General features: G+C 72.4%; 21 protein-coding genes. 15 read left to right on the top strand and 6 right to left on the bottom strand.

All coding sequences use genetic code 11. The annotated features are described in order from the left end of the window. Positions 1-320: 320 nt before the first annotated feature. From LCE31_RS14325 to LCE31_RS14285, 9 genes are all read left to right on the top strand, one after another. The gene (locus LCE31_RS14325) at positions 321-1,847 is read left to right on the top strand and encodes an MFS transporter (RefSeq protein WP_225014625.1); all 1,527 of its coding nucleotides are present in this window, start codon (positions 321-323) and stop codon (positions 1,845-1,847) included. A 2-nt stretch (positions 1,848-1,849) separates the two neighbouring features. Next, entirely contained in the window at positions 1,850-2,263 is a 414-nt protein-coding gene (locus LCE31_RS14320; protein WP_225014624.1) for a DUF3151 domain-containing protein, read from the top strand. 243 nt (positions 2,264-2,506) lie between these two features. Then, positions 2,507-3,388: a tryptophan 2,3-dioxygenase family protein gene (locus tag LCE31_RS14315; protein WP_225014623.1), complete on the top strand. Its 882-nt coding sequence runs from the start codon at positions 2,507-2,509 to the stop codon at positions 3,386-3,388. Beyond that, the gene (gene kynU, locus LCE31_RS14310) at positions 3,375-4,724 is read left to right on the top strand and encodes a kynureninase (RefSeq protein ID WP_225014622.1); all 1,350 of its coding nucleotides are present in this window, start codon (positions 3,375-3,377) and stop codon (positions 4,722-4,724) included. The genes LCE31_RS14315 and kynU overlap by 14 nt, the downstream gene beginning before the upstream one ends. An 86-nt stretch (positions 4,725-4,810) precedes the next feature. Continuing rightward, the gene (locus LCE31_RS14305) at positions 4,811-5,791 is read left to right on the top strand and encodes an alpha/beta hydrolase family protein (RefSeq protein ID WP_225014621.1); all 981 of its coding nucleotides are present in this window, start codon (positions 4,811-4,813) and stop codon (positions 5,789-5,791) included. Between the two features lie 201 nt (positions 5,792-5,992). After that, positions 5,993-7,312, top strand: a complete 1,320-nt coding sequence (locus LCE31_RS14300) for a sensor histidine kinase (RefSeq protein WP_225014620.1) — start codon at positions 5,993-5,995, stop codon at positions 7,310-7,312. Further along, positions 7,309-7,968 carry a response regulator gene (locus LCE31_RS14295; RefSeq protein WP_225014619.1) on the top strand — a complete coding sequence of 220 codons (660 nt, stop codon included), beginning with the start codon at positions 7,309-7,311 and terminating at the stop codon, positions 7,966-7,968. The genes LCE31_RS14300 and LCE31_RS14295 overlap by 4 nt, the downstream gene beginning before the upstream one ends. A gap of 161 nt (positions 7,969-8,129) precedes the next feature. After that, the gene (locus LCE31_RS14290) at positions 8,130-8,714 is read left to right on the top strand and encodes a Uma2 family endonuclease (RefSeq protein ID WP_225014618.1); all 585 of its coding nucleotides are present in this window, start codon (positions 8,130-8,132) and stop codon (positions 8,712-8,714) included. Positions 8,715-8,719: 5 nt separating this feature from the next. Further along, positions 8,720-9,184 (top strand): Uma2 family endonuclease, encoded by a 465-nt coding sequence (locus tag LCE31_RS14285; RefSeq protein WP_225014633.1) that lies wholly within the window; start codon positions 8,720-8,722, stop codon positions 9,182-9,184. Here LCE31_RS14285 and LCE31_RS14280 read toward each other — a convergent pair. Beyond that, positions 9,172-10,044, bottom strand: coding sequence for a diacylglycerol kinase (locus tag LCE31_RS14280; protein WP_225014617.1), 873 nt, complete (start codon positions 10,042-10,044; stop codon positions 9,172-9,174). The genes LCE31_RS14285 and LCE31_RS14280 overlap by 13 nt on opposite strands. Before the next feature lie 157 nt (positions 10,045-10,201). Between LCE31_RS14280 and LCE31_RS14275 the strand changes: the two genes are divergently transcribed. Together LCE31_RS14275 and LCE31_RS14270 are read left to right on the top strand one after the other, a co-directional pair. Further along, positions 10,202-11,485 carry an adenylosuccinate synthase gene (locus tag LCE31_RS14275; protein ID WP_225014616.1) on the top strand — a complete coding sequence of 428 codons (1,284 nt, stop codon included), beginning with the start codon at positions 10,202-10,204 and terminating at the stop codon, positions 11,483-11,485. A 417-nt stretch (positions 11,486-11,902) separates the two neighbouring features. After that, on the top strand, positions 11,903-12,433 hold the full coding sequence (locus LCE31_RS14270) for a TIGR03086 family metal-binding protein (RefSeq protein ID WP_225014615.1): 531 nt from the start codon (positions 11,903-11,905) through the stop codon (positions 12,431-12,433). 128 nt (positions 12,434-12,561) lie between these two features. Here the strand turns inward: LCE31_RS14270 and LCE31_RS40830 are convergent, their stop codons facing one another. Then, positions 12,562-13,029, bottom strand: a complete 468-nt coding sequence (locus LCE31_RS40830) for a cupin domain-containing protein (RefSeq protein WP_225014614.1) — start codon at positions 13,027-13,029, stop codon at positions 12,562-12,564. 209 nt (positions 13,030-13,238) lie between these two features. Here LCE31_RS40830 and LCE31_RS14260 point away from each other — a divergent pair, with 209 nt between their 5' ends. Next, entirely contained in the window at positions 13,239-14,123 is an 885-nt protein-coding gene (locus tag LCE31_RS14260; RefSeq protein WP_225014613.1) for a helix-turn-helix transcriptional regulator, read from the top strand. Positions 14,124-14,263: 140 nt separating this feature from the next. Here the strand turns inward: LCE31_RS14260 and LCE31_RS14255 are convergent, their stop codons facing one another. Together LCE31_RS14255 and LCE31_RS14250 are read right to left on the bottom strand one after the other, a co-directional pair. Then, the gene (locus LCE31_RS14255; RefSeq protein ID WP_225014612.1) at positions 14,264-14,500 is read right to left on the bottom strand and encodes a DUF397 domain-containing protein; all 237 of its coding nucleotides are present in this window, start codon (positions 14,498-14,500) and stop codon (positions 14,264-14,266) included. After that, complete coding sequence (locus tag LCE31_RS14250; RefSeq protein WP_225014611.1) at positions 14,497-15,333, bottom strand: helix-turn-helix domain-containing protein; 837 nt, start codon at positions 15,331-15,333, stop codon at positions 14,497-14,499. The genes LCE31_RS14255 and LCE31_RS14250 overlap by 4 nt, the downstream gene beginning before the upstream one ends. Before the next feature lie 156 nt (positions 15,334-15,489). Here LCE31_RS14250 and LCE31_RS14245 point away from each other — a divergent pair, with 156 nt between their 5' ends. Together LCE31_RS14245 and LCE31_RS14240 are read left to right on the top strand one after the other, a co-directional pair. Beyond that, positions 15,490-15,897, top strand: a complete 408-nt coding sequence (locus LCE31_RS14245) for a hypothetical protein (protein WP_225014610.1) — start codon at positions 15,490-15,492, stop codon at positions 15,895-15,897. Between the two features lie 87 nt (positions 15,898-15,984). Next, complete coding sequence (locus LCE31_RS14240; protein ID WP_225014609.1) at positions 15,985-17,526, top strand: hypothetical protein; 1,542 nt, start codon at positions 15,985-15,987, stop codon at positions 17,524-17,526. 95 nt (positions 17,527-17,621) lie between these two features. On the opposite strand, the gene LCE31_RS14235 is transcribed toward LCE31_RS14240, so the two are convergent. Next, the gene (locus LCE31_RS14235) at positions 17,622-18,374 is read right to left on the bottom strand and encodes an SDR family NAD(P)-dependent oxidoreductase (protein ID WP_225014608.1); all 753 of its coding nucleotides are present in this window, start codon (positions 18,372-18,374) and stop codon (positions 17,622-17,624) included. Positions 18,375-18,616: 242 nt separating this feature from the next. On the opposite strand from LCE31_RS14235, the gene LCE31_RS14230 reads away from it, so the two are divergent. Continuing rightward, the gene (locus LCE31_RS14230) at positions 18,617-19,456 is read left to right on the top strand and encodes a helix-turn-helix transcriptional regulator (RefSeq protein ID WP_225014607.1); all 840 of its coding nucleotides are present in this window, start codon (positions 18,617-18,619) and stop codon (positions 19,454-19,456) included. Between the two features lie 214 nt (positions 19,457-19,670). On the opposite strand, the gene LCE31_RS14225 is transcribed toward LCE31_RS14230, so the two are convergent. Beyond that, positions 19,671-21,308, bottom strand: coding sequence for an MFS transporter (locus LCE31_RS14225; RefSeq protein ID WP_225014632.1), 1,638 nt, complete (start codon positions 21,306-21,308; stop codon positions 19,671-19,673). Between the last annotated feature and the right edge of the window lie 9 nt (positions 21,309-21,317).

Raw genomic sequence — 21,317 nt, 5'->3', positions numbered from 1 at the left:
GAGCTGGCACACCGCGTCGCCGCCGGCGGGCGGGGCCGCGGGGGGGGGGGGGGGCCCCCGGCCGCCGGGGGGGGGGGGGGGGGCGCCGGGGGCGGGGGGGGGGGGGGGGGGGGGGGGGGGGGGGGGGGGGGCGGGGCCCCCCGCGGGGGGGCGGCGGGGGGGGGCGCCCCCCCCCGCGCCGTGCCGGCGCACGGATCGCGCACAGACCGCGCACGGACGGCGCACCGACCGCCGGAGCCGTACGCCCACACGCCGAGACCGCCCGAATCCGTCGTGTCGACCGGGTCGCCAGGCGGGCCGGCGGCGGGGATGATCCCCGTATGGACATCCGCCTGTCCTCGGCCGCGGGGCGCTGGGTCATCCTCACGACGGTGCTGGGTTCGAGCATGGCCCTGCTCGACTCGACCGTCGTCAATGTCGCGCTCCCGCACATCGGCGACGACCTGCACGCGCAGCTGGGGGCGCTCCAGTGGATCGTCAACGCGTACACCGTGACCCTGGCGGGCCTGATCCTGCTGGGCGGTTCGCTCGGCGACCGGTACGGGCGCCGCAACATCTTCGTGCTCGGCGTCGTCTGGTTCGCGCTCGGCTCGCTGCTGTGCGGCCTCGCGCCGAACGCCGCCGTCCTGATCACCGCGCGCGCCCTTCAGGGCATCGGCGGCGCGCTGCTGACGCCGGGGTCGCTCGCCATCATCCAGGCGAGCTTCCATCCCGACGACCGGTCGCGGGGTGTCGGGATCTGGTCGGGGCTCGGCGGCGTCGGGGCCGCGGTGGGCCCCTTCATCGGCGGCTGGCTGGTCGACGGGCCCGGCTGGCGCTGGGTGTTCCTGATCAACCTGCCGCTGGCGGCGATCTGCGTGCCCGTCGCGCTGCGGCACGTACCGGAGTCGCGCGATCCCGAGCACCACGGCCGGTTCGACGTGGGCGGTGCGGCGCTCGGCGCCGCCGCGCTGGCGCTCGTGACGTACGCGCTGATCGGCAGGGCGTGGTGGGCGGGCGCCGCGGGGATCGCGGTGGGGGCGGTGTTCGTCCTGGTCGAGAAGCGGCGGGCGGACCCGATGCTGCCGCTGACGATCTTCTCGTCGCGCCAGTTCACGACGGTGAACCTGGTGACGCTGTGCGTGTACGCGGCCTTCGGCGGGTTCTTCTTCCTCGCGACGCTCCAGCTCCAGGTGGTCGCGGGCTACTCGGCGCTCGAGGCGGGGACGGCGCTGCTGCCGACGACGGTGCTGATGCTGCTGTTCTCCGCGCGCTCGGGGCAGCTCGCGGACAAGATCGGTCCGCGCATCCCGCTGACCGTGGGACCGCTGCTGTGCGCGACGGGGATGCTGCTGATGACCCGGGTGGGCCAGGGCGCCTCGTACGTGGCGGACGTGCTGCCCGCACTGCTCGTGCAGGGGGCCGGGATGGTCACCCTCGTCGCGCCGCTGACGTCGACGGTGCTGTCGTCCGTGGACACCGGGAAGGCGGGTCTCGCCAGCGGCGTGAACAACGCGGCGGCCCGTGCGGCGGGGCTGATCGCGGTCGCCGCGCTGCCGCTGCTCGCGGGCATGGGCCCCGAGGTCTACAGGTCGGCGCCGCAGTTCGACCACGCCTTCGACAAGGCCATGCCGATGTGTGCCGGGGTGCTGGTGGTGGGCGCGGTGGTGGCGTTCCTCACGGTGCGCAGCGCCGCGCCCGCGGCGGCCGGCGCGCAGCCGGTCAGGGAGGCCGAGTGCAAGGTCAACTGCGGGGTGGCGGCACCGCCGCTCGAACCGGTGGGGGAGGCTGCGGCGGACCCGGCGGACGAGGTGGCCGAGAAGCGGGACACGCCCCCGCCCGCACCGCCCGCGCAGGGCAGACTGTAGGCATGTCGATCCACGAGAACCTGCTGGGGGGACCTCCCCCCACCCACCTGCCCGACAGCCCGGAACCGCGTGAACTGCTCGCCGGGGGCGCGTCCCCCGCCGATGTCGCGGCGAAGTACCCGACGTCGTCGCTGGCCTGGGCGCTGCTCGCCGACGACGCGTGGACGGGCGGCCGGGTCGTCGAGTCGTACGCGTACGCGCGCACCGGATACCACCGGGGGCTCGACGCGCTGCGCCGCGCCGGCTGGAAGGGCCACGGCCCGGTGCCGTGGGAGCACGAGCCGAACCGCGGCTTCCTGCGCGCGCTGCACGCGCTGGCGCGGGCCGCGAAGGAGATCGGCGAGAAGGACGAGTACGAGCGCTGCGCGACGTTCCTGCGGGACTCGTCGCCGGCGGCGGCGGAGACGCTGGGCTGACGCGGCCACGTGCGTGACGCGCGGGCGGCGCGAGCCAAGGCCGCCGCCCGCGCCGTCCAAGCACCATGGCCGGGCCGTCCGGGCACTATGGCCGGGCCATCCGGGCCGGCCCGCCCGGTGGCGGCGGCCTTGTCCGGCGGGTGCGCGCGGGGCGGATTATCATGCCCGTGGGGACCGGGGTTCCGTGGCCGCGCGGTTGCGGGGCGGAGCGGACCGCTACCCGGGATGCCGACGGAGACAGTGATGTCCGACCCCGAGACCCCGAATCTCGACCGTGCCGCGACGACGGCGCCGAATCCCGACCCAGCCGCGACGACGGCCCCGAATCTCGACTTCGCGGGGACGACCCCGTACGAGGACTACGTCAAGGCCGATGTCCTCACCCACGCCCAGCACTTGCGGTCCGACGACCCCGGCGAGATGGTCTTCCTCGTGACGACCCAGGTCATGGAGCTGTGGTTCACCGCGATCGTCTTCGAGTGGGAGACCGCCTCCCGCGCGCTGGACGAGGACCGGGTGCCCGACGCGATGGACGCGCTGCGGCGCTCCGCGCGCGAGCTTGAGGCGCTGAACGCGTCCTGGCGGCCGCTCGGGCAGCTCACACCGGTCCAGTTCAACGCGTACCGCGGCGCCCTCGGCGACGGCTCGGGGTTCCAGTCCGCGATGTACCGGCGCCTGGAGTTCCTGCTCGGCGACAAGTCCGCGTCGATGCTCACGCCGCACCGGGGCGCCCCGCGCGTCCACGCCGAGCTGGAGAAGGCGCTCGCGCGCCCCAGCCTGTACGACGAGGTGCTCCGCCTGCTCGCACGGCGCGGGCTGCCGGTGCCCGCCGAGGTGCTTGAGCGTGACCTCACGCGCCGCTACGAGCCCTCCGAGGGCGTGGAGCGGGTCTGGGCGGAGATCTACGGCGACCGCGACCAGCACGCCGAACTCGTCAGGCTGGGAGAGGCGCTCACGGACGTCGGTGAGCTGGTGTGGCGGTGGCGCAACGACCACCTCGTGGCCACCCGCCGCGCCATGGGCTCCAAGCCGGGTACGGGCGGCTCCGCGGGCGTGGCCTGGCTGGAGAAGCGTACGACCGCCGTGGTGTTCCCCGAACTCTGGAGTGCTCGTGGACAGATCTGAGGCCCCGCTCGCGGCGCGTGCCGCGCGACTCGACACGGACGACCGACTCGCCCCCGCGCGGGGCCTGTTCGCGCTGAACGACGGTGTCGTCTACCTCGACGGCAACTCGCTGGGCGCGCTGCCCGCCCATGTCCCGGACCGCATCAGGGATGTGATGACCCGTCAGTGGGGCGAGATGGGCATAAGGTCCTGGACGGAGGGCGGTTGGTGGACGGCGCCCGAGCGCGTGGGCGACCGGATCGCGCCGCTCGTCGGCGCGGGACCCGGGACGGTCGTGGTGGCGGACTCGACCAGTGTGAACGTCTTCAAGGCGCTGGTGGCGGGGGCCCGACTGGTGCCGGAGGACCGCGACGAGATCGTGGTCGACGCCACGACCTTCCCCACCGACGGCTACATCGCGCGGTCGGCGGCCCGCCTCACCGGCAAGCGCCTGGTGGCCGCCGAGCCGGGCGACGTGGCGGCCCGGGTGGGGCCGCGTACCGCCGTCGCGCTCGTCAACCACGTCGACTTCCGCACCGGCCGGCTGCACGACCTGCCCGGCATCACACGGGCGGTGCACGCGGCGGGCGCCGTCGCGGTGTGGGACCTGTGCCACAGCGCGGGCGCGCTGCCGGTCGGCCTCGACGAGCACGGGGTGGACCTGGCCGTGGGCTGCACGTACAAGTTCCTCAACGGCGGCCCCGGTTCGCCCGCGTTCCTCTATGTCGCGCGGCGGCACCAGGCCGGGTTCGACTCCCCGCTGCCGGGCTGGAACTCGCACGCGGACCCGTTCGCCATGGCGCCCGAGTACGCCGCGGCCGACGGCGCGCCGCGCGGCCGGGTCGGCACCCCCGACATCCTGTCGCTGCTCGCCGCGGACGCGGCGCTCGACGTGTGGGACCACGAGGCGGTCTCCCTCGGCGCCGTACGGGCCAAGAGCCTGGCGCTGACGGACTTCTTCCTGGAGTGCGTCGAGGCGTACGCGCCGCCGGGCGCTCTCACCTCGCTGACCCCGGCCGCGCACGCCGAGCGCGGCAGCCAGGTCGCGCTGCGGTGCGAGCGGGCACCCGAGGTGATGGAAGCGCTCATCGCCCGGGGTGTGGTGGGCGATCTGCGCAGACCCGACGTCCTGCGCTTCGGGTTCACGCCCCTGTACGTGGGGTTCGGCGACGCGGAACGCGCGGCGCGCGTACTGGCCGAGGTGCTGACGGACGTGCTGGAGGAAGAGCCGTCGGAAGTACGGGCGGAAGAGCCCTCGGAAGTACGGGCGGAAGAGCCCTCGGAAGTACGGGCGGAAGAGCCCTCGGAAGTACGGGCGGAGGCGCCGTCGGAAGTGCCGGCCGGCGGGGCCGCGTGAACGCGGAGTGATCAACGGCCCGTTCTGCTGGTAGCGTCCCCGCAGGTCGGGCCAATTCCGCCCCCGCATCGAAAGGTTGGACGAGCATGCCGGACGCCGCCGCGCACGAACCCGCGAACGACCCGAGTCGTGGCGCGACCCGCGGCGCGGCTCGTGACGCAGCTCGTGAGAACGCCGAGCAGGACTCCCTGTTCGCGCACCCCGCCGTGGCGGCCGATGCCACCGCCGCGTACGGCGAACACCCTGATCAGGTGGTCGACTTCTACGCTCCGAGGGGCGGCGGCCGGGGCAGCGTCCCGCTCGTCGTCGTCCTGCACGGCGGCGCCTACCGGGCGCGGGTGGACCGGCACCACCTCTCGCCGTTCGCGGACTTCCTCGCGCGCAGGGGCTACGCCGTCGCGAGCGTCGAGTACCGGCGCGGCGGGGTCCTGCCCGGCCAGGGCGACGACGGTGGCGAGGACAACGGCGCCGGGGCCGGGGCCTGGGCCGGGACTGAGACGCCGCCCGCGGGCCGCTGGCCCGAGACGTTCGACGACGTGGCGGCGGCACTCGACGCGCTGCCCGCGCTGGCGGCCGGGGCGCTGCCCGAGGCCGACACCGGACGCGTGGTGCTGGTGGGCCACTCGGCGGGCGGCCAGCTCGCGCTGTGGGCGGCGGCGCGGCATGTGCTCCCGCAGGGCGCGCCCTGGCGGCTCGACGGGCCCGCGCCGCTGCGCGGTGTGGTGGCGATCGGGCCGCTGGCGGACCTGGGCCTTGCGGCGCGGCTCGGGGTGTGCGAGGGCGCACTGACGCAACTCCTCGGCGAGGGCGACGAGTTCGCGCGGCGTAATGAGCTGGTGGACCCGGCGCTGCTGCTGCCGACGGGCATCGCCACCACGGTGGTGCAGGGCCGCGAGGACGCCACAGTGCCGTATGAGGTCGCCGAGTCGTTCGTGGCGGCGGCGTCGCGGGCGGGCGAGACGGTGGGGCTGACCCTGCTGGAGGGTGTCGGCCACTTCCCGCCCCTCGACCCGGCGGCGGACGCGTGTGCGGTGGTCGCGGAGGAGATCGCCCAGCTCGCGTGGTGATCCGGCGCGGCGCGGTGCGCCGCGGGGGCGCGGCGCCTTCCGTGCGGGGCCGACGTGCCGGGTACGCCGCCGGACGTGCCGAGTGCGCCGCAGGACGTGCCGGGTACGCCGCCGGACGTGCCGCGTAGTACCTGGGAGGGACGCCCCGGGATCAGCATCGCAGCCGACGGCAGACCGCCGCGCGGCGCCTACCGTTGCGGTGTGACCGAAACTCTCAGGGACGTACGAGGCGGGGCCGGGGCGGCGCAGAGCCCGGAGATACGGGTGGCACGGGGTCTGCTGGGCACTCTGCGCGAGGACCTGTTCACCGGAGTGCTCGACTCCAGGCCGCTGCCGCCGATGCGGCTCGACGGGCCCGTGGCCCGCCGCGTGCCCGCCGCGCTGCGGCCGTACGCGGCCTGGACGCCGCACGCCGTGGTGCTGTTCGTGGCGCTGATCGTGCTGCTCGTCGGGCTGGCCGACACGGGCTCGCTCCTCGCGGTGGTGCCGCCCGCGGTCGTCGCCCTGACGCTGCTGCGGCCGGTGCTCGCGTGGTGGCTCTCGCTCGCCCAGATGGCGCTGCTGGGGGCCGGTGCCGGGCTCTTCGTCGGCTCGTACTCGCTGGAGGGCAGCGCCCTGACCACGCACGTCGCGGTGGTCACGGTGGTCGCCGCGCGCACCAGGGGGCGCACCGCCCTGTGGATGTGGGTGCTGACCGCGGCGTACTGCATGTTCCGCGGAGTCCTGACCGGCTACGACCCGGGGACGGGCCCCGAGCTGATGCTGCTCGCGGCCCTGCTGCTGGTGGTGACGGTCGTCCAGGTGCGGGCCTCGGCGCGGCAGGAGGTGGCCGTGCAGCAGAGTGTGACGGCGGTCGAGCGGGACCGGCGGACGCTGCTGGAGGAGCGGACGACCATCGCCCGCGAACTGCACGACGTGGTCGCCCACCACATGTCGGTGGTGGCGATCCAGGCGGAGGCCGCGCCCTACCGGGTCGAGAACCCGCCGCCCGAGCTGGAGCAGGCGTTCGTCACGATCCGCGAGAACGCGGTGTCCGCGCTGGCCGAGCTGCGGCGCGTGCTGGGCGTCGTACGGGCGGAGGACTACGAGGCGCCGGACGCGCCGCAGCCGACGCTGGCGGAGCTGGACGGGCTGCTGGCCAATGTGCGCGACGCCGGACTCACGGTGGACAAGACCGTCACGGGGGCGGTGCGGACGCTGCCGCAGGGCGTGGAGCTCTCCGCGTACCGGATCGTGCAGGAGGCCCTGAGCAACGCGCTGCGGCACGCGCCGGGTTCGACGGCGCGCGTGGAGATCGGATACGTGCTGGGCGGCCTCGGGCTGCGGATCGTGAACACGGCGGCGCGTGGCCTCGTGAAGCCTTCGCCGGGGGCGGGGCACGGGCTGACGGGCATGCGGGAGCGGGTGGCGATGCTGAGCGGCGAGATGACGACGGGCCCGACGGCGGACGGCGGCTACGAGGTCGTCGCCTTCCTCCCGGTGCCCGCGGCCGAGGCCGAGCCGGCGGGGGCGGACCTGTGACGATCAGGGTGGTGATCGCGGACGACCAGATGATGGTCCGCGAGGGGTTCTCCGTGCTGCTGAACGCGATGCCCGAGATCGAGGTCGTCGGCGAGGCGGTCGACGGGCGCGAGGCGGTGGCGCGCGTCGCCGAGCTGCGGCCCGACGTGGTGCTGATGGACATCCGCATGCCGGACATGAACGGCATCGACGCGACACGCGAGATCGTCGCCTCCGACACCGAGACCAAGGTGCTGATCCTCACCACGTTCGACCTGGACGAGTACGTCTACCAGGCCCTGCGCGCGGGAGCGTCGGGCTTCCTGCTGAAGGACGCGTCGGCCCGGCAGCTCGCCGACGGCGTACGGGTGGTGGCGGCGGGCGAGGCCCTGCTCGCGCCCTCCGTGACGCGCCGCCTGATCACGGAGTTCTCCAAGCTCTCCGACGTCCCGCGGGCCCCGACGGCGGCGCGCGTGGGGGACCTGACCGAGCGGGAGACGGAGGTCCTGGTCCTGATCGCCCAGGGCCTGTCGAACGGCGAGATCGCGGAGCACCTGGTGGTGGCGGAGTCCACGATCAAGACGCATGTGAGCCGCATCCTGGTGAAGCTGGGCCTGCGCGACCGGACCCAGGCGGCGGTCTTCGCGTACGAGGCACGGCTGGTGACCCCGGGCTAGCGTGCGCGCCCGCCCCCGGTCCGGCCCCGTACGCCCAGGTCGGGGTCGGCCCCGCCCGGGTCCGGGCCCGCCACCCACCCGTACGGGTGAGCCCCTGGCATATGCCAGACGGCGGCACCGGCCGGGCGCCACGCTGGTGTCCGTCTGACAGGAGGTGCACGATGACGGTCATGGCAGACCGCAAGCCCCGGATGACCGTGGACGAGTTCGAGGAACTCGCCGCCGCGGCACCCGAGACCGTCAGGCTGGAACTTGTCGGCGGGCGGATCGGACAGCGGAAAATGGCGGACGGGGACCACGGGGCGATCATCATGTGGCTGGTCCGCCAGTGCATGGCGCACCGCCCGGATCTCGACCTGGACACCATGCAGGGCCTCAGGATCGAGCGGTACAGGACCGGGCGTGCCCGCCCGGACGGCTCGCTCGCCCCCGTGGCGCACTTCGCGGGCCAGGGCGAGTGGGCCGAGCCCGACGGTGTCCTGATGACGGTCGAGGTGACGTCGTACGACGCGGACACGGGCCCGCGCGACCGGGTGGAGAAGCCCGCGGCCTACGCGGAGGCCGGCATCCCCGTGTACCTCCTGATCGACCGGGACTCCCACCTGACGACCGTCCACAGCGCGCCGGACGTCCTCAAGGGCGTCTACCGGCACCGCGACGTCACGCCCTTCGGAGACCGCGTCGCCCTTCCCGAGCCGGTCGGCTTCGCGTTCGAGACGGAGATCTTCAAGGAGTACGTCCGTTGAGGGGCGTGCCGGACGGCGATCACGGCGAGATCCTGTTGTGGCTCCAGACGGTCTGTCTGCGGTGCCGGCCGGGGCTTGGGCTCTACGTGAACCAGGGCCTCCGGGTCGGGCGCCGCCGCGACGAGCGGGCGCGGCCCCATGCCTGCCTGGCGCGGCGCGGCAGCTTTTCTGGGCAGGGCGAGTGGGGGGACCCCGCCAGGGTGCTGATGACGGTCGAGGTCACGTCGTACGACGCGGACACCGACGGCCGCGACCGCAAGGAGAAACCGCTGGCGTACGCCGAGGCGGGCGTTCCGGTCCATCTGCTGGTGGACCGGGACGCGCGCGCCGTCACGGTGTTCAGCGATCCCCGCCCGGACGGCGGCGGCTACGGGGACCGGCACACGGTGTCGTTCGGCATGCGGGTCTCCCTCCCGGGCCCGGTCGGGGTCGAGCTGGATACCGGGGAGCTCACGAACTACGTCCGCTGAGTGCCGCGGGCCGCCGGGAGGACCAGGCTCCAGGCCTGGGGGCGCAGGGCCCAGGTGCGGGTCCTGACCGGGCCCGCGACCCGGTTGTCGGCCGTGTAGTGGAAGTCCGCGCCGGAGACCGTCACCGACCCGGCGCGGGCGCGCAGCGGCTCCTCCGCGCCGGGCAGGCGTATGACGACGTCGGCGCGGCCGTCGGCGCCGGGGCGCACGGTGACCCGTTCCACCGGGCGGTCCAGGTCGTTCAGCAGCTCCCCGTCGGCCTCGACCCGCAGCCTGTGCCCCTCGGGCTCGGCGTCGGCCGGGCCCGTGGGGTGGACCAGGCCGCGGACGAGGGAGCGGCACGCTCCCCACACCGAGGGGCCGATGGGCCGGGCGCCCGCGGCCGGCTCCGGTACGGGCGCGGGCACGCGCGCCCCGCCGAGCACCACCCCGTCGCTGTCGTCCACGAGCAGGTCGAGGCGGCGCACCACACCGTCCAGCACGGCGCGCGCCGCCGCCACCGCGCCCACCGGCACGCCGAGCGCCCGCGCGAGCGCCAGTTCCGCCACGCCGCCCACCGGCACGAACGCGAGCGCGCCCGCGTCGAGCTCCCGCTCGCGGTGCAGCAGCGCGACCGTACGCAGCAGGGCCCGGTCGTCGCCGATGACGACGGGGCGTCTGTGGCCGCGTCTTGCGAGGGCGCGGGCGAACTCCTCCGGGGTGTCGGGAACGCAGATCTTGGCCGGTGCGCCCGCGCACAGCACGTCTTTCGCGATCCGCACGGACTCGCCGTCGCTTCTTCGCGCCTGCGGGTCGATGACCACCAGGAGCTGGCCTGGCCGCTGCCGTGTGCCGTGGGCGGCGATGTCCGGAGCCGACACCTCGGTCCTTCCTCGGGTAGCATCTTTGTGCAAGAGCCCCTTGCGCTATTGCGCCAGGGGCTTCGTCTATTCCGGGGCAACCGGTTCGACGGTTCGGGCTGTGCCGCACGCCACCCCCAGACCTTGGACATGCCCCGCCCGGAAGGGGTGTACGCCTGTGCCCGCACTTGTGCTGCTCGGTGCTCAGTGGGGTGACGAGGGCAAGGGGAAGGCCACGGACCTGCTCGGCGGCTCCGTCGACTACGTCGTCCGCTACCAGGGCGGCAACAACGCCGGCCACACGGTTGTCGTCGGCGACCAGAAATACGCGCTGCACCTCCTGCCGTCCGGCATCCTCTCGCCCGGCTGCGTGCCGGTCATCGGCAACGGTGTGGTGGTCGACCCGGCCGTCCTGCTCTCCGAGCTGAGTGGGCTGAACGAGCGCGGCATCGACACGTCGAAGCTGCTGCTCAGCGGGAACGCGCACCTGATCACCCCGTACCACACCACGATGGACAAGGTGACGGAACGGTTCCTCGGATCGAGGAAGATCGGTACCACGGGGCGGGGCATCGGCCCGGCGTACGCGGACAAGATCAACCGCGTCGGCATCCGCGTCCAGGACCTCTACGACGAGTCGATCCTGACGCAGAAGGTCGAGGCCGCGCTCGACTTCAAGAACCAGCTGCTCGCGAAGCTCTACAACCGGCGCGCCATAGAGGCCGGCCGCATCGTGGAGGAGCTGCTGGGCTACGCGGACCGGCTCAAGCCGTTCGTCTCGGACACCACGCTGGTCCTGAACCGGGCGGTGGACGAGGGCAAGGTGGTCCTCTTCGAGGGCGGCCAGGGCACGCTGCTGGACATCGACCACGGCACGTACCCCTTCGTCACCTCCTCCAACGCGACCGCCGGCGGTGCCTGCACGGGCGCGGGCGTGGGCCCGACGAAGATCGACCGGGTCATCGGCATCCTCAAGGCGTACACGACGCGCGTGGGCTCGGGACCGTTCCCGACGGAGCTGTTCGACGACGACGGCGAGGCGCTGCGCCGCATCGGCGGTGAGCGCGGCGTGACGACGGGCCGCGACCGCCGCTGCGGCTGGTTCGACGCGGTGATCGCCCGCTACGCGACGCGCGTCAACGGCCTGACGGACTTCTTTCTCACCAAGCTCGACGTGCTGACCGGCTGGGAGCGCGTCCCGGTCTGTGTGGCGTACGAGATCGACGGCAAGCGCGTCGAGGAACTCCCGTACAGCCAGACCGACTTCCACCACGCGAAGCCGGTCTACGAGTTCCTGCCCGGCTGGTCGGAGGACATCACGAAGGCGAAGACGTTCGCCGACCTGCCGAAGAACGCGCAGGGCTACGTGAAGGCGCTCGAGGAGATGTCGGGCGCGCCGATCTCCGCGATCGGGGTGGGCCCCGGCCGTACGGAGACGATCGAGATCAACTCGTTCCTCTAGGCCGCGGGGGCGTCCGCCCAGGACGCGAGGACGCGAGGACGCGAGGGCGTTCGCCAGAACGCGAGCACGCGAGCACGCGAGCACGCCGGGCCCGGTGGTGCCCGTACCTGCACGGTACGGCCCGCCGGGCCCGTCTGCGTGTGTGCGTGTGCGTCTGCGCGCGGGCGTACGCGGTCCGGCCGTGCGGCGACGCCGAGTTCGGTCCTTGTCCGGCCGCCGTGATGACTCAGTGAGTCGTCACGGGTGTATGTTGACGACCGACGCCCATGCCTTCCACGCATGGGACGTCGCGGCGCCGCAGTCGGCCCTCGCCAGAAGCTTCGAACACACCTGGCACGACTATCTTCGCCGCCACCTCCACGGGTAGCAGCCCCTCAAGAGCAGGCCCACGGCCACCTCACCGCAAAGGAGCAGTACATGAGCGCAGTGCCGGAGCTTGCCGCGGTCCTCGACCAGGTCGTAGGGCTGGTCGACTCCGTCGGCGAGCAGGAGTGGTCGGCGCCGACACCGTGCGAGGAGTGGGATGTGCGCGCCGTCGTCGCCCATCTCCTCGACGTGCAGCAGCGGTTCCTCGCCAACCTGACCGCGCAGCCGGTCCGGACGCGGCCCGATGTCGGGGAGAACGCCCAGCTGCTGGTGAACGCGTTCGCGGAGGAGGGCGCCCTCGAACGCCTGGTCCCGGACCGCCTGGGCGAGATAACCGGCCTCACCCTTCTGAAGATCCTCATGATGGAGCATCTGGCGCACGGCTGGGACCTGGGGCAGGCGCTCGGCCGCCCTCCGGTGTTCGAGGAGGAAGTGGTGGAGCGGACCCTCGACTTCGTGGAGCAGATGAGCCCCAAGGTGCCACCGGCCCTGCGGCGCTTCGACGCCCCGCAGCCCGTCGCCCCCGACGCACCGGCCATCGACCGTCTCGCCGCCCGCCTCGGCAGGAAAGCGCCCGCCTGAACCGGTTCGCGCGGGCCCGGCCGGGCGTCATCGCCACGGACCGGGCTCGCGCCGACCGCCGGCTTCGGCCGCCACTCCGTACCTGCTGTCGCTGGAGTGCCGGCGACGCTCCAGCGGCCAACTCCGCCCTACGGGGCGAAGTCGTCGTGGTCAACACCGATGATCACGGCCGCACAGACCGCCGGCACGTCGCCCTCATTGATCCACCGGTGCTTCGTCCCGTTCTGGATGATCGTGTCGCCCGCGTTCAGAGTCTTGCGTGCGCCATCGTCGAGTTCGAGGGTGAGCTCCCCGGACAGGACCACCATGAGGTCGATGCTGGCGGTCCTGTGCATCCCGCCGCCTTCGGGGAAATCACCGTCGAAGCCGTGACGCATCCGCCGCCGCGGGGTGAATGTCCCCGGTGCCGGCTCCGGCAGCGGGTCCGCGCCATTCGGCGCCAGCGTGACCATCACATAACGAAACCCGCCGGTCCTCGGGAAGTACTCGTCTTCGCAGACAGGCTCAGAACCGGCGTCGGGGAAGTGCACACCTTTGTAGTCGCCGCCCCAGATCTGGTGAATGGGGCCACCGCCCCCGTCGTGCTCAAGCTCCACGTCGCTGGCGAAAACAGCCCTGCCCTCCGTGTTGTGACCGGTGGCTACTCGTCTTATCGTCACGTTGAGTTCCTCGTGCTTCGATGGGCGTCGCGGGGTCGCCGCGCCGCCTGCGAGGAAAGCCGTATTCGTTCGCGGGTGGGAGTCACCGTTCTTCCGGGTAACGGCAGTACCTCCCAGCACACCGCCGCACGGCATACCGTGGTGAGGTGACCGACAGCGAGAGGCGCGAGCAGGCCGACGCGGTGCGGGAGTTCCTCGGTACCCGGCGCGCCCGCATTACGCCCCAGCAGGCAGGGCTGCCCGTCTTCGGCGCCAAACGACGGGTGACCGGGTTGCGCCGGGAGGAGGTGGCACTGCTGGCCGGGGTCAGCATCGACTACTACATCCGCCTCGAACGCGGGAACCTGAGCGGTGCCTCGGACTCGGTGCTGGACTCCTTGTCCCACGCGCTTCAGCTCGACGACGCCGAACGGGCCCACCTCTACGACCTGGCCCGCGCGGCCACCGCGTCCGGGCGCCGGCCGTCCGCCGCGTACGGGCGGGTCCGACCTGTGGTCCTGCGGACGCTCGACGCGATGACCGACCTGCCGGCCTACATCCGCAACGGGCGGTTCGACATCCTCGCCGCCAACTCTCTCGGCCGGGCTCTGTACGCCCCGGTCTACGACTCCCCGCTGTTCGCGCAGCGCGGTCCGGTCAACACCGCGCGGTTCCTGTTCCTCGATCCCGGTTCCGCCGATTTCTGGCCCGAGTGGGAGAAAGCCGCCAACGACTCAGTCGCCTTCCTGCGCACGGAGACCGGCCGCTCGCCGCGGGACAGGAGCCTGACGGACCTGATCGGGGAACTCTCCACAAAGAGCGACGAGTTCGCCCGGCGCTGGGCCAGGCACGACGTGAAGTTCCAGTGCTCCGGCGTGAAGCAACTCCGCCACCCGCTCCTCGGGAACCTGGCCCTGCCTTACGAGGCCCTCGAACTGCTCGCCGACCCCGGGCTCCGTATCACCGTCTACGCGCCCGAGCCCGACTCGCCCGAACGCCAGTCGCTCGATCTTCTGGCCGGCTGGACCGGCTCGATCGCACACGAGCGCTGACCACCGGCACGGTGCCGCGTCCGGCACGGGTTCTCCGCCCCGGCCGGCTTGTCGCCGCCGGGCCCGTCGGCGTCGTCCGTACCGGACGGCCGCCGGGCCCGTGCGCGCGTACGCCTACTCGTCCCGTACCCGTCCCGTACTCAGTCCGTCCAGGCCAGGAACGTGCTCCACGCCTCGGGCGCGACGGCGAACGAGCCGCCCTCCACGTCCTTGGAGTCACGTACGTGGATCGCGTGCGGGCAGGTGGCGACCTCTACGCACTGGGCGCCGTCGCCGTCGCTGTAGCTCGACTTGTGCCAGGCGTAGGCGACCTCGATGCACTGACCGCCGCTGCCGCTGCTGTAGCTGGACTTGAACCACCGCAGACTGCTGGTCATCGGTCTTCTCCCGCCAATCGTTCGATGAAGGCCAGCGATTCGTCCGGACCCAGGGCCTGAGCCCGGATTTTCGCATACCGCTGAGCATACGTGCGGACCTTTTTCGGGTCCTTGATCAGCAGACTCTCGTCCTGAGGCTCCAGGTAGACGAACCGGTCGTCCTCCGGGGTCTCGATCAGTGTGATCGAGCCGCGATCGGCAGCGTACTCGCCGCGTGACCCGGCGTTCAGCGGCAGGATCTGCACGGTGACGTTCCTCAGGCGGGCCAGCTCGGCGAGGCGCAGGAGCTGCTCCCGCATGATCGCCTTGCTGCCGATCTCCCGGCGCAACACCGACTCGTCCAGGATCAGTTCGATCAGCGCGGTCGGCTGCCGGGAGAAGAGGGCCTGCCGGGCCATCCTCGCTTCGACCAGCTCCCGGACCTCTTCCTCCGGAGGTGGCGGAAAGGCACCGTTGATCACCGCGTAGGCGTAATCCTCCGTCTGGAAGAGGCCGTTGATGAGGTGCGTCTCGTAGATGAAGATCGCCACGACGCGCTGTTCCAGAGCGGCGAAGTCCTTGAACTGCGCCGGATACTTGTCCATCCGCACGAACTCCCGTGCGTCCTCGAAGATCGAGCTTCCGTTGCCGAGGACGCGCTCCAGCGCCTCCAGCATCTGGTCGCTCGCGGGCTGCGAGCCCGTCTCCATCGCGCTGACGGCCGAACCCGTGAAGCCGAGCCGGTTTCCGAGTTCTTCTTGTGACCACCCCTTTTGTTTACGGAGGTTCCGTGCGATGCGAGCGACATAGCGGGTGGTCGATCCCACCGTTTCCTTGTTCTCCGAACGCGCCATCTCCGGTCCTTTCCTCTCGTCTCAACCGGTCTCAACCGGTCAGTACCGGTCGTCGCCCGAATTCAACGCAGGCGGGGGAACGCGTGCGCCGGTCAGGCGAGTTGTGACCCTGCGCGTGGGTTGTGGAAAACGTTAGTCAAGGCGCGCTTGAATGGCGTGGTGAATTCAGAAACTCGTGAACGTGAGTCGTGGGTTCCCGTGGTCGGTTATGCCCTGCGTCGGGCCGGCGTCCAATTCGACGCCGTACGTGTCGACGGCGCCGAAGGGCAGGAACTGGCACGGCTGATGCGGCAGCGGACGGGAGGCGATCCTGGGCCGATCGTGCAGCAGGCGAACGCGGCGCAGAGCACGTATTTCCTGCTTCCCGTCGGCAGCACGCTGCGGCGCGTGTGGCCGAGCGGCGCGATCCGGTACAACGCGGCGCCCTGGGGCCTCAGTTACGTACCGCTGCCCGCGCTGACCGGGCACACGTGGCCGCTCTCGTGGTTCAGCGAACCGGGGGAGCCCGGGAGGTTCGTGCACCCGCTGCTGCTGCGGCACGCCGCGCTGGAGCTGCTGGGGTGACGGTGTGTCGGGCGCGCGCCCCGGCGTACAGGCGCCTGTGACTGTCTTGATGCCCCCGCGTGATGTGCTCTTGGCAGGATGGCCGCCGTGGACGCGTCGAGTGTGGCCGGGGCCGGGCGCCGGGCGGGGAGCTCAGGTTTCCGCCGGTGCCGGGCGGTCGTCGTGCTGCTCCTCGCGGGTGCCGCCGTAGTCGCAGGGCTCGCGGGGTGCGCGCCGACCGCCTCCGCCAACCGCCCCGAAATCGTGGCGCCTTCCGTGTTCTACGTCCCGCGTGACGCAGATGGGGGCTCCACCGACCTGAACGTGGACGAGAAGTGGCCGGACGACCTCACGATCACCTTCGACGCCGGTGACCTGAAGGGCGTCGCCACCATCAGGACCGGTATGGACGCCTGCCCCGTCCGCCTGCCCGTCTTCCACTGCGCCGTGCACGGGACCCCCAACGCCCCGTTGGACAGGCGGACCTTCCACCTGAGCCCCGCGAAAGGCGCCACGGCGGGCGACTCGGCCACCCTGCGCTACCGGTTGACGGCGCCCGGCCGCGCGGCCGTCACCGGGCAGACCGTCATCACGATCGGAAAGCCGGAGCTCGAAGCCACCGCACACGCGGACCGGGGACACGCGGACCCGGACGGCCGTGTCCCCGTCTCCCTGACCGTGCACAACACCGGTGACCTCCCCGCTCGCGGGGTGTCCCTCTTCATGGAGGCCCGCCACGGCTTCGTCTTCGCCGACAAGCACCGCAACTGCGCTTACAAGGGCGGCGGTTCGGCGTGGTGCCGGTTGTCGGCCGCCGAGGTGACCATCCCTCCGGGCGCCTCCTACCGCTTCGGCGCACAGGAGTTGCTGCGGGCCACCTCCGACGCCCTGTATCCGAGCGTCTCGTTCGAGGTGGCCGCCATCGGTGCGGACTACGTGCCGCCGGACGAGATCGCGTCGCGGTACCACTCCGGCGACGGGCGCGCGATGACCCTGGTCCCCGGTGGCGGGCACGACACCGGCCCCGTGAACGCGGACGGGGACCCGGCGGTGCTTGAGGTGCCCGCGCGGAGCCGGAGCGACCTCGTCGCCCTCGCCGGCACCGCCAGGGGCCCCGTAGGCAGCGACGCCGGCATACGCGTCGGCGTCCGCAACGACGGGCCCGGTGAGCTGCCGGCCCCGGTCGAGGTCGAGTTCACGGTGCCGCCCGGCACGACCGTCGTGGCGTCCCCCTACGACGCCGAGTCCGACGAGGAGGTGATCGACCAGCGGTGCCGTGCACTCGCCGCGAACGGCAAACCCCTCGCCGAACCGTCCGTCCGGCAGCCGAGCGCCCGCCGGTACGTGTGTACGGCGCAGGCCGGAGCGGCCGGAACCACGACGACCTTCCCCTTCACCCTCCGCATCGACAAGGCCGGCCACCTCGGCGGCGGCCGGGTCCGGGTCACCGACGGCGACTCCCGGCACCCCAGCCATGACGCGGCGGCCGGCAACGACACCGCGCGGGTGACGGTATCGGTGTGGCCGGGCCCCTCCTGGGCCACCCCCGCCCTCTACCTGACGGTGGGTGTACTCCTCGCGGTAGCCGCCCTCGTCGTGGGCCTCGGCACGTGGCACCGGCGGCGGCGATCGCGCCAACGGCGCCGCTGAACCTGGTGGAGTGGACGCGGAGTCCGCGCGTTCCGAAGCCGTGAGCGAGGACATCCGGCCGTGTCCCGGGAGTCCGTGACGGCCCTGTGAGGGTGTCAGACCTGGCCATATCCACCGTCGACCTGGTAGTCGGCGCCGTTGACGTGGGAGGCCGCGTCCGAGGCGACGAACGCGATGACGGCGGCGACCTCTTCCGCGGTACCGGCCCGGGTCATCGGGGTCCCGGTGGCCATCGTGGCGATGAGCGCCTCGCGTTCCTCGTCGGTGGCGGCCAGCTGTGCGATACCGGGTGTGTCCGTCGGGCCCGGACTCACCACGTTCACCCGTATCCCGCGTGGGGTCAGCTCAAGGGCCCAGGTACGGGCTAGGGCGCGGGCCCCGGCCTTGGAGGCCGCGTAGAGACTCCGCCCGCGTGACGCCTTGTGCGCGGCCATCGAGCCGGTGAGGACGATGACGCCACCGTTCGCCAGCAACGGCAGCGCCTTCTGGACGGTCATGACCGTGCCGGTGATGTTGACGTCGAAGACCGTCCTGATGACGTCCTCGGTGATCGTTCCCAGTGGTGCGGTCGCGATCGCCGCCGCGTTGACGACCAGCACGTCCAGCCGGCCGCTGCGCCGTTCCACCTGCGCGAAGAGCCGGTCGAGGTCGTCGGCCGAGCGCGAGTCGGCCCGTACCCCGACGACGTCACCAGGCAGGTCCGCGGCCGCCGCCGTCACGGCGTCCTGGTCCCGTCCCGTGATGTAGACGGCGCCGCTCTCTTCGGCGATCTTCCGCGCGGTGGCGTGCCCGATACCGGCACTTCCACCCGTCACGACCGCGACCTTGTTGTGAAATGCGTTGCTCACGGAACTCGTTGTCCATTCATCCGGGTGGTCGTCCCCGTCCTTGGGAGACGTCGGGGACGTCGGGGACGTCGGGGACGTCGTGCAAGACGTCCCGGGAACGTCGTGCAAGACGTCCCGGGAACGTCCTGGGGAACACAGGCGGTACGAGCCTGCGCCCTGTGCGGACACCGGCTCCAGAAGCCCGCTGATACGGGTACTGGCAGCACCAGGCCGACGCCTCCCGGCTCTGGCACAGTGGAGCTGTGCCGACAACCACGAACCGGACCGAACTACGGGAGTTCCTGCGCTCACGGCGCGCGCGGGTCTCGCCCGAGGACGTCGGCATACCCTCGGGGGTTCGTCGGCGCACCCCCGGTCTGCGCCGCGAGGAGGTCGCCCAGCTGGCCGGTGTCGGCATCACCTGGTACACGTGGCTGGAGCAGGGGCGGCCGATCAACGTCAGCTCCCAGGTGCTCGACGCGGTGGCCGGCACGCTGTTTCTGGGTGCCGCCGAGCGTGACCACCTCTACCGTCTGGCCGAGGTCCCCCAGCCCCCCGTCGTCAGTGACCCGCCGACCGAACTTCCCGGCCACCTCGACACCGTCCTGGGAGCCCTGGACCCGTTGCCCGCCATGCTGGTCGACGCCCGCACCGACGTGCTGCGCTGGAACCGCGCATACGCGGCCCTGCACCCCGCTCTGGTCAGTGCTCCGCCCGGCGAGCGCAACACCCTCTGGCACCTCTTCGCGGCACCGGAGGGGCAGCACCGCATCGTCAACCGCGACGAGCGGGCTCCCGAGGCCGTGGCAGGGTTCCGCTATCGCTACAGCCAGAACGCGGGTGCCCCGCGATGGCAGGACCTCATCACCCGTCTGTGCACCGCCAGTCCGCTGTTCTCCCGGCTCTGGTCCACGCACGACGTCGCTCCACCGCACCTGTGCGACAAGCGGTACGACATCACGGGGATCGGCGAAGTGAGCCTGCGTGCCACCGGGATGGAACTGACCGACCACCCCGGCGTCCGCCTCGTCGTCCAGACCCCCACCGACAGGCGCAGCCGCGAGAACATCGACCGCCTGCTGCGCCGGGCGACGCACCTGTGACGCAGGGGCCGAGCCCGTCTACGGCGCGCTGCTGGGCGGGCGAGTGATCCGCAGGCGCGACGCCGGCGGGAGCGGCGCGGGCGCCGCCGTCTCCGGTGCGGCGCTGAACGCCTCGATCACGTAGGCGGCGAGATCTGACCGGCGCCGACGCGGTGACCCTCGGCGGCTCGGGCGTGGTCGCCCACTTCGCGCTGCGGGCGGGACGTCCGGCCCGTCAGGCGGTCTCGGTGGCCGGGCCATGGGTTCGGGTGGTCCTGGCGCGCAGGAAGACGGCGGCGAGGACGACGCCGGTCAGGACGAGCGCGGCGTTGACGGCGATGGCGACCGTGACGCCGTGGTGGACGGCGGAGGCGCCGGCGGCACCGGCGGTGGCGGCCGTGACGACGGCGGACATCACCGGGGTGCCCATGGTGATGCCGACCTGCTGCGCCATGGAGGCGAGGCCGGTGGCCAGGCCCTGTTCCGCGTCCGGGAGGCCGCTGGTGGCGGTCACCATGAAGCCGACGATGACGAGCATGTTGCCGACGCCGCCGAGGAAGGTGGCGGGCAGGAGGAGCGCCAGGGACGGGCCGGCCGTGGCGCCGAGGAAGAGGAGGGCGGCGGTGGCGGCGGTCTGGAGCAGTCCGCCCGCGACCAGGGCGGTCAGGGTGGAGGTCCGGGCGATGGCCCTGGGGGCGACGAGGCCGCCGGCGACCGTGCCGATGCCCAGGACGCCGAAGGTGATGCCGGCCGCGAGCGGGGTGAAGCCGAGGGTCTTCTGGAGGTAGAGGGTGAGGAGGTAGACCAGCGAGGTCTCGGTGACGAAGGCGAGCAGGCCGAGGGTGTTGCCCCAGGCGACGGTGCGGCGGCCCAGGGTCTTCAGCGGGACGAGCGGCTCGGAGGCCGTGCGCTCGACGAGGAAGAACGCGGCGAGCAGGACGATGCCCGCGGCGAGGCCGAGTACGGCGTGGATGCTGGTCCAGCCGTGCTCGCCGGCCTGCGTGAGGCCGTAGACCAGACCGAGCAGGCCGAAGGTGACGGTGAGCGCGCCGGGCAGGTCGAGCCTGCGGCGGACCCGTGGCGTGGACTCCTTGATGACGCCGGGCGCGACGGCGACGACCGCGAGCGCGACGGGGACGTTGATGAAGAAGGACCAGCGCCAGGAGAGCAGGTCGGTCAGGACACCGCCCAGTACGGCACCGGCGGTGAACCCCGCTGACATGAGGGCGCCGTTGAGCCCCAGAGCCTTCTGCCGCAGCGGGCCCTCCGGGAAGGCGGTCGTCAGCAGGGAGAGGCCGGCGGGGGTGGCGGCTGCCGTGGCCAGGCCCTGGGCGACCCGCGCGAAGAGCAGCATCTCGGGACTGGTGGCCAGGCCGCCGGTCAGGGAGGCGAGGCCGAGGAGGGCGAGGTTGCCGATGAAGATCTTCTTGCGGCCGACGAGATCGCCGATCCGGCCGAAGAGGAGGGTGAAGCCGGCCGCGCTGAGGGCGAACGCGGTGGCGATCCACTGGAGGTTGGACAGGGAGAAGCCGAGGCCGTCGCCGATCGCGGGCAGCGCGACGTTCAGGATCGAGAAGTCGACGGCCAGCATGAACTGGGCCACCAGCAAAACGCCCAGGACCAGCTTCAATCTGCCGGTCAGTCGCTGAGGTTGCTGAGGGTGCCGCGGGCCGTCGCCGATCGCGGGCAGCGCGACGTTCAGGATCGAGAAGTCGACGGCCAGCATGAACTGGGCCACCAGCAAAACGCCCAGGACCAGCTTCAATCTGCCGGTCAGTCGCTGCGGTTGCTGAGGGTGCCGCGGGCCGTCGCCGATCGCGGGCAGCGCGACGTTCAGGATCGAGAAGTCGACGGCCAGCATGAACTGGGCCACCAGCAAAAC

Source organism: Streptomyces sp. 8L (assembly GCF_020176795.1).
GTDB lineage: Bacteria > Actinomycetota > Actinomycetes > Streptomycetales > Streptomycetaceae > Streptomyces.
The sequence above is the reverse complement of the archived record's forward strand: the minus strand, read 5'-3'. Positions and strand labels throughout refer to the sequence as shown.

Excerpts from the sequence above, each read along its gene's own strand:
- LCE31_RS14255 (WP_225014612.1), bottom strand. The coding sequence starts at position 14,500 with ATGACCAGCAGTCTGCGGTGGTTCAAGTCCAGCTACAGCAGCGGCAGC.
- LCE31_RS14315 (WP_225014623.1), top strand. The coding sequence starts at position 2,507 with ATGTCCGACCCCGAGACCCCGAATCTCGACCGTGCCGCGACGACGGCG.
- LCE31_RS14320 (WP_225014624.1), top strand. The coding sequence starts at position 1,850 with ATGTCGATCCACGAGAACCTGCTGGGGGGACCTCCCCCCACCCACCTG.
- LCE31_RS14305 (WP_225014621.1), top strand. The coding sequence starts at position 4,811 with ATGCCGGACGCCGCCGCGCACGAACCCGCGAACGACCCGAGTCGTGGC.
- LCE31_RS14270 (WP_225014615.1), top strand. The coding sequence starts at position 11,903 with ATGAGCGCAGTGCCGGAGCTTGCCGCGGTCCTCGACCAGGTCGTAGGG.
- LCE31_RS14290 (WP_225014618.1), top strand. The coding sequence starts at position 8,130 with ATGACGGTCATGGCAGACCGCAAGCCCCGGATGACCGTGGACGAGTTC.
- LCE31_RS14325 (WP_225014625.1), top strand. The coding sequence starts at position 321 with ATGGACATCCGCCTGTCCTCGGCCGCGGGGCGCTGGGTCATCCTCACG.
- LCE31_RS14250 (WP_225014611.1), bottom strand. The coding sequence starts at position 15,333 with ATGGCGCGTTCGGAGAACAAGGAAACGGTGGGATCGACCACCCGCTAT.